10 protein-coding genes, 1 pseudogene and 1 riboswitch are annotated in these 12,336 nt (G+C 38.3%); of the genes and pseudogenes, 3 read left to right on the top strand and 8 right to left on the bottom strand.

Annotated features, from left to right (window positions below):
• Positions 1-67: 67 nt before the first annotated feature.
• Positions 68-418 carry a hypothetical protein gene (locus tag RCG20_RS20965; RefSeq protein WP_308182072.1) on the top strand — a complete coding sequence of 117 codons (351 nt, stop codon included), beginning with the start codon at positions 68-70 and terminating at the stop codon, positions 416-418.
• Between the two features lie 132 nt (positions 419-550).
• On the opposite strand, the gene thiE is transcribed toward RCG20_RS20965, so the two are convergent.
• From thiE to thiM, 3 genes are read right to left on the bottom strand one after another with little or no spacing between them, the layout of a single operon-like run.
• Positions 551-1,192, bottom strand: coding sequence for a thiamine phosphate synthase (gene thiE, locus RCG20_RS20960; protein WP_374120553.1), 642 nt, complete (start codon positions 1,190-1,192; stop codon positions 551-553).
• 9 nt (positions 1,193-1,201) lie between these two features.
• On the bottom strand, positions 1,202-2,011 hold the full coding sequence (gene thiD, locus RCG20_RS20955) for a bifunctional hydroxymethylpyrimidine kinase/phosphomethylpyrimidine kinase (protein ID WP_308182070.1): 810 nt from the start codon (positions 2,009-2,011) through the stop codon (positions 1,202-1,204).
• An 8-nt stretch (positions 2,012-2,019) separates the two neighbouring features.
• Positions 2,020-2,829: a hydroxyethylthiazole kinase gene (gene thiM / locus RCG20_RS20950; RefSeq protein ID WP_308182069.1), complete on the bottom strand. Its 810-nt coding sequence runs from the start codon at positions 2,827-2,829 to the stop codon at positions 2,020-2,022.
• A 283-nt stretch (positions 2,830-3,112) separates the two neighbouring features.
• Positions 3,113-3,224: riboswitch (TPP riboswitch) on the bottom strand.
• Positions 3,225-3,476: 252 nt separating this feature from the next.
• Here thiM and RCG20_RS20940 point away from each other — a divergent pair.
• Positions 3,477-5,579: pseudogene (locus RCG20_RS20940) on the top strand (PBP1A family penicillin-binding protein).
• 201 nt (positions 5,580-5,780) lie between these two features.
• Positions 5,781-6,305, top strand: a complete 525-nt coding sequence (locus tag RCG20_RS20935; RefSeq protein WP_308182066.1) for a CBO0543 family protein — start codon at positions 5,781-5,783, stop codon at positions 6,303-6,305.
• Positions 6,306-6,395: 90 nt separating this feature from the next.
• Here the strand turns inward: RCG20_RS20935 and RCG20_RS20930 are convergent, their stop codons facing one another.
• From RCG20_RS20930 to RCG20_RS20910, 5 genes are all read right to left on the bottom strand, one after another.
• On the bottom strand, positions 6,396-7,079 hold the full coding sequence (locus tag RCG20_RS20930; protein ID WP_308182065.1) for an ECF transporter S component: 684 nt from the start codon (positions 7,077-7,079) through the stop codon (positions 6,396-6,398).
• A complete protein-coding gene (locus RCG20_RS20925) occupies positions 7,067-8,635 on the bottom strand; it encodes an ABC transporter ATP-binding protein (protein WP_308182064.1) in 1,569 nt (522 codons plus the stop codon). Before RCG20_RS20925 ends, RCG20_RS20930 begins: the two co-directional genes overlap by 13 nt.
• Positions 8,617-9,498 (bottom strand): energy-coupling factor transporter transmembrane component T, encoded by an 882-nt coding sequence (locus RCG20_RS20920; RefSeq protein ID WP_308182063.1) that lies wholly within the window; start codon positions 9,496-9,498, stop codon positions 8,617-8,619. The genes RCG20_RS20925 and RCG20_RS20920 overlap by 19 nt, the downstream gene beginning before the upstream one ends.
• Before the next feature lie 17 nt (positions 9,499-9,515).
• Entirely contained in the window at positions 9,516-10,229 is a 714-nt protein-coding gene (locus tag RCG20_RS20915) for a DUF4430 domain-containing protein (protein WP_308182062.1), read from the bottom strand.
• Positions 10,230-10,534: 305 nt separating this feature from the next.
• Complete coding sequence (locus RCG20_RS20910; protein WP_308182061.1) at positions 10,535-12,277, bottom strand: DUF4430 domain-containing protein; 1,743 nt, start codon at positions 12,275-12,277, stop codon at positions 10,535-10,537.
• Between the last annotated feature and the right edge of the window lie 59 nt (positions 12,278-12,336).

The raw sequence follows: 12,336 nt of genomic DNA, 5'->3' as shown, positions 1-12,336 counted from the left end.
GATTTTCTACCATTTCTTTCAATTTGAATATATAATGGATAAAAATCCTAATTAAGGATGGTAGATTATGTTAGAAGGATTCTTTTCATTTTTATTTGAATTTATTGGTGAATTCTTTTTGTATATGTTGTTTGATAGAAGTTCCAACCCTAGTAAAAAGCGAATAAACACAGAAATAGAGAAACTAAAGACAGAATCCTGGTTTAAAGTCCTTTATGAAGAACCAAACCATAAAAAACGATTCGAGACGAACGATTCGGTACGGCACTTTATTGGTGAAAAAGGGGCAAAACGCATCAAAAATAGCAAAAAGCACCAACAAGAATTAATTGATCTCCTCCATGAAGCACATTTGTTTGAACCATCTTTTATAGATGTTGGCAAATATTCGAGCAGTCTCACAAATAAGAAAAAATAGGTAAAAAAAAGCCAACCTGTCACATTTCCAGGATGGCTTATCTTTAGCTAATCAGAATTTATATCCATAAATTCTGCTAGCGTATAAGTGCAACTACGCCTAATCATCGCCCTTAGGGGCTCCCCAATCGGCTTATAATACATTATTTCTTAATGACTTGGTTGTTTCGGTGATTTTCTCTGCATGGCTGATCGCTGTGATCACTGCTACCCCATCCGCCCCTGCTTTCATGACGGAATGAGCATTGTTAACGGTAATTCCACCAATTCCCACAACCGGAATGTCAAACCCTTTTGCCCGTAAATCCTGAATCAACGATGTTCCTTGCACTGCTTTTGCATCCTCTTTTGTGGAAGTGGGAAAAACAGGACCCAATCCTAAATAATCTGCACCACAGGCTATCGCTGCCTTTGCTTCTTCAACAGAATGTGTGGAAACTCCAAGAATTTTATTACCAAGTCGTTTCCGAACATTCTCAACTGGTTCATCATCTTGACCAATATGCACCCCGTCAGCATCGATTTCTACCGCAAGTTCAATATCATCATTCACGATAAATGGAATTCCTTTTTCACGGCATATTTTTTGTAATTCTTTTGCCAATTCTACTTTTTTTGCGCCTTCTAAAGCACCTTTTCCTTTTTCACGGAATTGAAAAATAGTGATCCCACCAGCAATGGCTTCTTCTAAAACATCGACAGGATTTTTTAAACAGTTTGTACTTCCAAAAATAAAATAAACCTTTAATGCCGCTCTTAACATTTCAGCATCCATTCTTGCCACTTAGTAACGACCCCTTTTTCGATTATAAGCCCAGTGGTTTGTTGGCCCATGCCCGCCACCAAGTTTTAAATCATCTTCAATTGCTGCCTGAATAAAGTTTTTCGCTGTCGACACCGCTTCATTAAGACTTACACCTTTTGCTATTTCTGCTGTAAGTGCAGCCGAAAATGTACAGCCAGTGCCATGCGTATTTTTAGTAGGAATTCGGTTACTTGTAAAATAAGTAAATTCCTTTCCATCATATAAAACATCAACAGCTTCATCGGAATTCTCATCATGTCCGCCTTTTATTACAACATTTTGAACACCTAAGTCAAGCAGTCGCATTGCAGCTTCCTTTTTATCATCTAATGTCCTGATTACCATTCCGGTTAACACTTCCGCTTCTGGAATGTTTGGCGTGATGATCATCGAAATTGGTAACAGGAATTTTTTTAAGGCGAATATTGCTTCTGTTTGGAGCAAGGACGCGCCACCTTTGGCGATCATAACCGGATCGACAACAACTTTTTTCCACTTATATTTGTTTATTTTTTCCGAAACAGCCTCGATGATTTCTGCATTAAAAAGCATCCCAGTTTTCAATGCATCCACCCCGATATCATCTCCAATTGACTCTATTTGGCTGACAACAGCCTCAGCGGTCATTGGAAATACTGCCTGGACACCAAGTGTATTTTGGGCGGTAACAGCTGTGATTGCCGACATGCCAAAGACCCCTAACTCTTGGAAGGTCTTTAAGTCTGCTTGAATGCCCGCACCGCCACCACTATCAGATCCTGCGATGGTTAATGCTTTAGCTATGCTCATATCTCTCACTACTCCACTTTTTCAAAATTTCCATGTTGGTTTAATTCGGCTTCAGTTACCTTTGAAAGCTGGTTTAGAAACTCTATTTGGAAACTACCCGGACCTTGATCCCCTATTTTTTTGGCTGCAAACTCTGCAGCAACCCCGTAAAATGTTAGTGCAGCAACTGAGGCCAAAATCAAGTCCTTTTCAACAGCTGCAAAAGCGCCAATCACAGAAGTTAGTAAACAACCTGTTCCCGTAACTTTTGTAAGGGCTGGGTGTCCGTTACGAACAACAAATGTACGGTTTCCATCAGAAATCACATCTTCTTTACCTGTTATTACAACAATCGTATTTAATTTTTTCGCTGTTAAAATCGCAAGTTCAACCGTATTCACTTGTGTCTCACCTGCATCAACACCTTTGATAGTAGCTTGGTACCCGGCAACATTAGCAATTTCCGCTGCATTTCCACGGATAACAGATATATTTACTTCTTCAAGAATTTTCTTTGCTGATTCGGTGCGGTATGATGTTGCCCCAGCACCAACTGGATCAAAAATAACAGGTACATTATTTGCATTTGCAGATTTTCCTGCTATCAGACATGACTCAACTACATCACGGTTTAAAGTACCAATATTTAAAACAAGGGCCCCTGCTATTTTAGCCATATCTGCAACTTCTTCGGCAGCATAAGCCATTACTGGTGATGCTCCAAGCGCTAGAAGCCCGTTAGCAGTAAAATTGGTCACAACAACATTTGTAATATTATGAACGAGCGGATTATCGTTCTTAACCTTCTGCAATAATTTATACACCATTGTATTTTCCATTAAAATACCTCCATTTATTTATATACTTCCATAAAGAAAACTAGCCGATTGGCAAGCCCCTAAGGGCGATGACAGAGGCTTAGTTGCCCTTATGCGCTAGCAGAATTTATGGATATAAATTCTGATTAGCTAAAGAAAACTAGCCGATTGGCAAGCCCCTAAGGGCGATGATTAGGCGTAGTTGCCCTTATTCGCTAGCAGAATCTATCGATATAAATTCTGATTAGCAAAAAAATAAAAAGCCAGGTCCACTAAGGACCTGACTGCATGAGTAGTTGAAAAAATATTTTTCCCACTACTTTCCTACGCTGGTATCATCCAGATCAGGTCCAGAGGGTTAAAAAGCGGTTTCACTTTTCTCTCAGCCCAGCAAGCAGGCACCCCTAGTAGTTTTATTTTATTAAAATAATAATATATCTTAGTTATGAATTAGTAAAGTAAAAGGAAAAAAGCTTAATTAGGTTCATCATACATTAATGCCCGCAAAAATGATAACCTACAACTTCTTTATCCTTATTCTCGGCAAATTTTCTATATTTTCTGCGGAGCCCGATTGAACGGTACCACTACACTTTGTTGGTTTTTTTTTCAAAAAAAAATTATAATGAATAATGTTGCAATTATTTGTTGAAAGTAAGGAGATAGACATGGGACGATTTACTCCATATTGGGATATGGTCAAACGTTTTTGGAAAAACAGACATTTAACACAAATACTCTTATTAATAGTTCTTGTCGTTTTTTTACTAACGATTGTTTATTTTGCCTGGCTTGCGAGCCGTGCAAATGTTCAATCTCTTAAAAAGGGCTTAAGCCAACCGACCGTAATTTACGATAAAGATGGTGATATTGCCAGCAATGTTGCGACAAACCGGACGACTGGTATTTCTATTAAAGATGTGCCAAAGTACGTCCCAAATGCTGTTGTAGCAATTGAGGATGAACGCTTCTATCAGCATGGCGGCTTTGATGTTAAAGGGATTGCACGAGTATTTTTTCATAATTTACTAGCTGGTAGGATCACGGGTGGCGGAAGCACTCTCACACAGCAATTGGCAAAAAATGCTTTGCTCTCTCCAGAACAAACCTATCAGCGCAAAGCGGAAGAGTTGTTTTTGGCCGTTAAAATGGAAAAAGTTTATTCAAAAGATGAAATCCTCCAAATGTATGTTAATCAGGTTTATTTTGGAGCTGGGGCATGGGGAATTGGCAATGCCTCAAAAAAATATTTTGATAAGAACATTCGGCATCTTTCGATTAGTGAAGCTGCGATGCTAGCAGGTCTCTTGCATGCTCCGAATTATCTTGATCCGTATCATAATTATGATTTAGCTATGAAGCGCAGAAATGTTGTTTAAGCTAAAATGAAAGAACTTGGCATGATCACAAATGTGCAATATAAAGAAGCAAAGCACGAAAAAATCCATCTTCATAATGGCGGTGGTAGTTATGTTGATCGGAAATATCCCTACTATGTTGATGCGGTTTTAAATGAGGCCATTTCAAAATATGGGTTGACTCAGGATGAAATTTTAACAAGAGGGTACCGGATATATACTGAATTGGATCAAAACATCCAGGCAGGTCTTGAAAAGGTTTATAATCGCAATTATCTTTTCCCAAATGGCAGTGACGGTACACTTGTCCAAAGTGGTTCCGTTTTGATGGACCCTAAAACAGGCGGAGTTCGAGCCCTTGTTGGTGGCAGAGGGGAACATGTCTTCCGAGGCTTTAACCGAGCAACACAACTAATGGCACAGCCTGGTTCAACCATGAAGCCACTGGCCGTTTACACACCTGCACTTGAGGAAGGATATGATTATTCTACTGAACTCGTCGATAAACCTATCTCATTTGGAAACTACAAACCGGAAAATTATTCTAGATCATATGAAGGAACTGTACCAATGTATAAGGCATTGGAAGAATCATTAAATATTCCTGCCGTATGGCTTTTAAATAAAGTCGGGTTAAATAAGGGCATAGATTCAGTAAAGCGGTTTGGTATTCCAATTGAAAAAGCGGATGAGAATTTAGCACTTGCCCTTGGTGGAATGAATAAAGGTGTTTCCCCACTTGAAATGGCCGATGCATTTTCTGCTTTTCCGAATGGAGGAAAGCGTAATGACAGTCACCTTATTACAAAAGTAGTTGGGCCAACTGGGAAAATTATTGCAGAACACAAGCAAAAAACAACGAAGGTAACATCTAAGTCTGTTGCAGACGATATGACTTCAATGCTCTTGAACGTTGTAGAATCTGGAACAGGGAAACGGGCCAAAATCACTGGTGTTCAAATGGCTGGTAAAACTGGATCGACCCAGCTACCCTATTCAGATCTTAATGGTACGAAAGATCAATGGATGGTTGGTTATACTTCAGACCTTGTTGGGGCGATCTGGATTGGGTATGACCATACAGACCGTGAGCATTATCTCCCAAGTAACAGTTCATCAAATGTTGTTCCGATTTTTGGCGAGATCATGAAAACATCAACAAAGTTTGTATCCCATAAGGATTTTGATGTGGAGTCTATTAATACACAACTTGCCGGAAAGGGCAAAACAAGGAAAGATATTAAAGAACAAGCTGAGAAAATTAGTAAAGAATTAAATGATAACGCCAAAAAAATTGGCGCAACAATTAAGGAACAGGCCCCTGCCTGGAAAAAGGGCTTTAGTCAGGCGATAAATAATTTAGGTAGAGCTGTTCATTTACTAGTTGAAAAGCTACAAGGCTTCAAACAGTAGCACTCCATTTATGGAGTGCTTCTTTATTGCTATTTTTTGTATTTTTATTTGCAATTAGTGAACAATAAGGAAAAATATGTTATGAAAACTAGTAATCATTATTCCATTCGCGAAAAGAATGAATGAAACTTTTTTCCTTGCCTTCACCAAAATAATTAACGATATTCTGGCCACTATTGTTAAATGATAAAGAGGGATAAAATGCATTTTATCTATTGTTTTTTATTTTTGTTAGCAGGTATAAAATGGGGGGACTGGAAAAATTGGCGGGACTACTATCCGACAATTTTATTTTTAATCGGTGGTGATCTTTTAAAAAATGCTTTACTCCATAACCATCGGATGTGGGCCTTCCAAGAAGTATTTTTTGGACAAAAAATATTAATTGGTCATTTTGCCATTGATCTTATGGTAATGACCATTATATACCCTGTAACCATTCTTATTTATCTTGGCCATTATCCTCGTGTTTGGTGGAAGCAAATTATCTGGGTTGCTATTTGGGTTTTCCTTTTTAGCGCAAAAGAATTTATTAATTTAAACTATCTCAATTTAATAAACCACTATCATGGCTGGAACATGGGCTGGTCTATTTTATTCAATATCGCTATGTTTGTGATTCTGAGAATTCACTTTAAAAATCCTCCTTATGCGTGGACTGTATCAATTATATGGATTGTCTTTTTATTTAATTGGTTTAATATACCAATTGATGTATTTAAATAGATGGGAATTAATTTTTTTACGTCCTTTTATTCAAAAAAATACAACAAAACTCCTACCTAAAACGCGTAGGAGTTAATATTAGATATTCATTTATTCAAGTAAACCATATTTCCGCTTAAAACGGGTTAAGATTTTTAACCAATTATTCCCAAATACAATCAAAAAGAAAACATTTGAGAGTGCGTGCATACTATCAAATAGGGCGCTTCCTGCAAAGTAAGTTAGCAATGATTTCATATTGACAGCATTTCCACCTTGAGTAAAGGCAAATAGGCCCCAAATATTCATGATCCACCCAAATAAAAAGCCCCAGATGATGCCAAAAATAATTCTTCCCCATGTTGTATTCATTAGTTTGGTTTTCTGCATCAATCCAGCTGAATAGCCAACCAATCCCCAAGCAACCATTTGCCAAAGTGTCCATGGTCCTTGCCCAAGAATCATATTTGAAGCAAGGGCAGCAACAGATCCAATAATAAAACCACTTTCTGCACCGAAAACATAACCAGACATCATAATCACAAAAGTGGTTGGTTGGACACTGGGAATACTTGCAAACGGAATTCTCCCCACAGCAGCAATGGATGCTAAAATAGCAAGCAAGACCAATTCCCTTGCTTCCATTTTTCTCCGCTCAAAGCGAATCAGTAAGAATACAATCGAAAAAAGGGCAAGAATGAAACTAAGCCACAGATAGTCGTCTGGGCGCAAGAAGGATAATACTAATACACCAATGATTAGCAGGAAGAGGAATACAACCTTTATGACTCGCATGGTTGGACCGCCTCTTCTACCATGTCCACATGACGGAAAAGTCTTTGAGTCATTGTGGTGTAGAAGAAATTACCTTTAAAGAAGTTTTCCGGGTGATCCTCTGAAGTAATCTTTCCTTGAAACATCATCCCACATTTTGACGCATATTGTGCAGCAAATTCAATGTCATGAGTCGACATTAAAATAGTCACTCCATCTGCATTAAGTCTGTTAAGTATCTTCGCTAAATTTTCCTTTGAAATCGGATCTAATCCTTTTGTAGGCTCATCCAACAATAAAATTTCCGGCTTTCTTAAAAGCAAACAAGCAAGGGCAGTCTTTTGCAACTCCCCTCCGCTTAAGTCATAGGGATGGCAATTCACTAAATGCGCAATTCCAAGATCCTCTAGAAGCTGTTCAGCCTCACCACCCCATTTTTCAATCGTATCTTGAATTTCTTTTCCTACCGTATCTTGGATAAAAAATAGCTTAGGATTTTGCGGTAAGTAACCGATAGTTTGATCCCTTTTCGAGTCCTTTTTTTCAAAGTGAATCTTGCCTTGTTCAGGTTTTAACATGCCTCCGACTATTTTTAGAAGGGTCGATTTTCCTGATCCATTTCCGCCTAAGAGAGCATAAAATTCACCTTTATGAAGGGAAAAATCTAGTTCGTTCAGAATAAAATCACTTTTCTTTTCATAGCGAAAAAAAATATTTTTAGCTTTCATACATTCTTCTTCGAAGGAAACCTGAGTTTTTTTCTCTTTTTCCAAGTTGATCCCATTACGAATCCACTTTTTCCCTTCCTTTACCGTTAACGGAACACTCCCCTGTCCATTCTTTTGAAAAAATAATGAGGGAATGCTTGGTACATAAGCTTTATTGGGAGAATTCCAGACTTCTTCTAAGACATCTCTAGGATCCCCTTCAATCAAAATTGTCCCCTTTTCCATCATGATAATTTTATCGGCAACAGTAAAAACTTCCTCGAGACGATGCTCGGCAAGGATAATCGTCATCCCGAATTCATCGTTTAGTCTTATGAGCATGTCTAATAGTTCCCTGGAACTGACCGGATCTAATTGGGCAGTTGGTTCATCCAACAATAAAATATCAGGTTGCATAAGGAGGACAGAAGCAAGATTGATTTGCTGTTTTTTCCCTCCAGAAAGCTCATGCGTTTTTCGAAGCAATAGAGACTCAACCCCAAAAAAGTGGACCATTTCAGCCACCCGACTACGCATTTCGTTAGTGGAAAGCCCCAGGTTCTCCAGCCCAAACACAATCTCATGGAGAACATCGTCTGCCACAACCTGGTTTTCTGGATCTTGAAAAACAAAGCCAATCTCATTTTTCTCTTGCAAGGGTCGTCCGTTCACATGAATAGTACCCGAGAGATTTCCATGTGGTTGTATTTCTTTTTTCAATAATCGTAAAAGTGTACTTTTCCCGGAGCCTGAAGAACCAAAAAGCACAACAAATTGACCTTTTTCAATTTGAAGGGAAAGATTCCTAATGGCTGGCTGTGATGCATCCGGATAGGTAAATGAAATATTGTTCAATTCGATATACGCCACCGGTTCATCCCTCCCATTTCAACCAAAAGTGGAAAACACAAAAATAATAAATAGGTGATAAGGCAAGCAGTATCCATACTAGTAAACCGCCACGATTCCATCAGTGGATATACGTTTAATAATCCGTATCCCAAAAACCGACCGATCAGGATAAGGACAAATAACACAACCAAGTATAGAAGTGCTATACCATCCTTTTTTTGAAATCGAAAATATTCATAGGATGAGCGCTGCTTTCCTCGCCCATACCCCCTTGCTTTCATGGAATCAGCTGTTTGAATGGCTTCTTCAAGCGAATAGGTCAGCAATACTTGAACGTATTGCATCCCCGCCTTTACTCTTGATTTCCACTTTCCGTTTCGAACTGAAATTCCCTTACTCATTTGAATAGCTGAAATCTCTGCCAATCTCCTTCTCATCAACGGAATAAATCGGAGCGTTAGCATAAGTAAGATCGCAAACTGTGGCATAAATTTTGAAAATAAAAACAAGAGCTTATTCGGCGTCATTACTTCATTATATGAGACAAATAGTGCCATCACACCCATGATCGAAAATGCACTCATTCCACCGTAGGTAACTGCTTCTACCGTAAACCGGTGCTGTCCAATTTCAAATAATGTATGGCGGCCTCTCTCATTAAATAGAGGATTAAAGAAAATGATCAATAAACCTGTTGTCATAATAAAAATGACCCAGCGCCTTAAGCCACTTAAGCGATCATCATGGTAGTTGATTGCCAAAATAACTACAAACCCTATTAATAAAAAGATGGGGTGAAGCATCAGGATCAAAAGTGAGAGAGAGCCAGCATAAAACATAAATGAAACTAGCGGGTGAAACCGCTCAAATCGGTTTGACATTGGTTTTTCTCCAAACATTATTCCGTATAATAGCATTCAATCCGGTCACCCGCTTTTATTTTTACTATACCAATACTTTTTGTAAGGCTTATTCCATTTAGTTTGAATAGCCAACCACTCTTGGGACCATAATCAAACTCGTAGAAATTATCGATACCGTTAACATAGGCAGTTGAGCCACTACCGTCAAAATCCACATCGATTCCATTCTTTTGAGTAGCCTTCAAAAGAACTTCTAGGATGGTGTTGCCATCCTTAATGTTTACTCTTGATGTAGCGAGGATCGCCCGATGATCCTTTGGACCAGTTATCGATAACGTGACAGTTGGTAACGGAACCTGGCTACCTTTTGATGTTGTACTTGTTTTTGGGGTAGAACTTGTTGCAGCTGTTGCTGTTTTCTTTTGAACAACCGCCTCTGTTTGTTTGGAGGCAGGCGTTGTTTGGTTTTTAACCACTACATTTGTGGTTGGCTTCTCAGTTGCAGTCGTATTTTGTGGCTTTGGACTTACTTTGGTTGAAACATTCTCGTTGCTACCTTTTTGCTTATTAGTGGTTACTTTAGAACCTTCTGGTTTAGTAGCTATCTCACTCTTTATTTTAGTTGTTTCTGTTGTTTTTACACTTTTTGATTGTTCTTTAGATGTATTAGGAGTAGCATTGCAGCCCATTAAGCTGAATGTTAATGAAAGAACAAACAGGAGGGTAATCATTTTAACTAGTTGCTTCATTATAATATCCTCCATCTATTGTTATTGGACGCTATTTTTTTCTAATTTTAAAGCAAATTTCAGCAATATTGAATAATTTACAAAAAGTAATTCGTTCCAAAAAACAATATATTATCAGAAATTCTATTTTATCTGTGTAAGATTTCAATTTATAAGTAGAAAATTTATTTTATCAGCGAAAAAATACAATATATCAGCGGAAGATTCATTTTATCGACGATAATGACAATATATCAGCGAAAAATTCATTTTATCGGCGATAATGTACTGTTTATCAGCGAAAGTCTAAATGCTGACGATTAGTCTTACTTAAGATACCTTTTCTTTTGCATGGCATAGAAAATGAACCCAATTAGAACAAGCAACATACCTATTGTAAGTAGATTTAGAGAATTCGTTGCGGTGTTTGGCAATGGATGGCCCTGCTGACTTGCCGGTTTCTTCACCACTTGTTGTTGCTGTTTGGCAAGTAAAGGTAAATGATACAGTGAGCCTTTCCCTTCCAATTTAAGCTTGTAAGCCGCAAGTGCCTGAACACCTTGTTCAGTTGAGAAAATATCACTTTTATCCCCACCCTGCCAATCAAAACCGCCATCTGTATTCTGGAAAGATAACAAGAAGTTCATTAGACTGCTATTTTCTTTTGTGAATAACACTCCATTTGCATCTATGTTTAATGCTGAGAGGGCAATAACTACTTGAGCAGCTGTTGAACTGTTATCGATTTTACCATCAAGGAACTTTTTAGATAAAAATTGTACCGCTGAGTTAACCTTGGTTTTCACATTTACCTTATTTTTATAGGGAGCCAAAGCAGTTAAGACCATTGCTGTAGTATCAGGATCACTTGTTGTACTTCCATCCCATGTCCAGCCACCATCTTTATTTTGCTTCTCCAATAGTTGGTTTTCTAATTTCTGTCTCGTCCATATAGCTGAATTTGGTACCTGAAAGTTTGCACTATCTAGAGCAATTAGCGCATATGCCACACCATTTAATCCTTGCTTTGTAACATTGCCATTATAAATGGACTTTACTAGGTTAAAACCTTCAATCGTTGTTGGATCAGCACCTGCTGCAACAATCCCTAATACATGTCGTTCCGTATCGGTGATTTTAGAAAAATGACCGTTCTTCTCTTTCACTAGCTTCTTTACGTTTTCTAAATATGTTAATGGAATACTTTTTCCTGCTTGTTTTAAAGCAATGGCTTCCCAATCCGTAACTTGATTTTTCAGGACATATTGACTTGTTCCATTGAGTGCCTTTTGGATCATCTCTTTCGTAGCAGTTCCGGTTTTGGCCGGTTCTGCCGTTCCGGCGTTTGGGTCCCCATTCGTTGGGGCTTGCCAAGACTCATACTGGAAGCTGATTTGATCACCAGGCTGAAGTGGATAGCTGTCTGCTCCAACACTTGCCATTTTCCCATTAACGTAGAATGCCCAGTAATTGGACCCTTCTGCGGCAAGGCCCTTAATCGTATTGATCATTTTTCCGTATTGTGAATCGCTATAACCTACATTTTCTGCACCAATTGCAACTTGTAAAAATTGAAAGGCTGTCGGATGACCGATAATTTCAATTGGTGAAGGAGTAATTAGGACCTTATTATTATTTCCAACAACCTTAACAGAAGCAGTATTTTCAGGTGTTTTCGTCCAATCAATATAGCGGAAACTTACTTGATCACCATCATGAACCTTATAAGAATCTGCTCCAATTGGAGCAGAAATCCCATTGATGTAGAAACCCCAAAAAAACGTTCCTTGAACTTCTAATCCATTGATTCCTGTAATCATTTTTCCATAGGATTCGTTTGAATAATGGACATTATTTTCACCAACCGCATTTACTAATACATCGAAAGCCGTTTCACCTTGCTCATAGGTAACTGCCGTTGCTGGTACAAGTGTACCCGTATTTCCTTCAACAGTAATTGTTCCTTTTGCCACTTGCTCTGCAGCTGAAACTTGCCTCTGAAACCCACTTAAGACTAGCCCAAAAACAAACAGGAATACCAAGAGTATTTTTGCATTACGTCTTACCATCTTTTTCTTTTCCCCCTATAGCTAATTTTTTTTGCATAAAAAAATCCCCCTATAAAGGA

Source organism: Neobacillus sp. PS3-40 (assembly GCF_030915485.1).
In the GTDB taxonomy this organism is placed as follows: domain Bacteria; phylum Bacillota; class Bacilli; order Bacillales; family Cytobacillaceae; genus JAUZPL01.
This window is presented reverse-complemented; position numbering and strand designations above follow the sequence as displayed.

What these genes read in the sequence shown, in the direction of transcription:
- RCG20_RS20920 (WP_308182063.1), bottom strand. Translation starts at nt 9,498, where the DNA reads ATGTCAAACCGATTTGAGCGGTTTCACCCGCTAGTTTCATTTATGTTT.
- RCG20_RS20910 (WP_308182061.1), bottom strand. Translation starts at nt 12,277, where the DNA reads ATGGTAAGACGTAATGCAAAAATACTCTTGGTATTCCTGTTTGTTTTT.
- RCG20_RS20935 (WP_308182066.1), top strand. Translation starts at nt 5,781, where the DNA reads ATGCATTTTATCTATTGTTTTTTATTTTTGTTAGCAGGTATAAAATGG.
- thiE (WP_374120553.1), bottom strand. Translation starts at nt 1,192, where the DNA reads ATGGATGCTGAAATGTTAAGAGCGGCATTAAAGGTTTATTTTATTTTT.
- thiD (WP_308182070.1), bottom strand. Translation starts at nt 2,011, where the DNA reads ATGAGCATAGCTAAAGCATTAACCATCGCAGGATCTGATAGTGGTGGC.
- RCG20_RS20915 (WP_308182062.1), bottom strand. Translation starts at nt 10,229, where the DNA reads ATGAAGCAACTAGTTAAAATGATTACCCTCCTGTTTGTTCTTTCATTA.
- RCG20_RS20930 (WP_308182065.1), bottom strand. Translation starts at nt 7,079, where the DNA reads ATGCGAGTCATAAAGGTTGTATTCCTCTTCCTGCTAATCATTGGTGTA.
- RCG20_RS20965 (WP_308182072.1), top strand. Translation starts at nt 68, where the DNA reads ATGTTAGAAGGATTCTTTTCATTTTTATTTGAATTTATTGGTGAATTC.
- thiM (WP_308182069.1), bottom strand. Translation starts at nt 2,829, where the DNA reads ATGGAAAATACAATGGTGTATAAATTATTGCAGAAGGTTAAGAACGAT.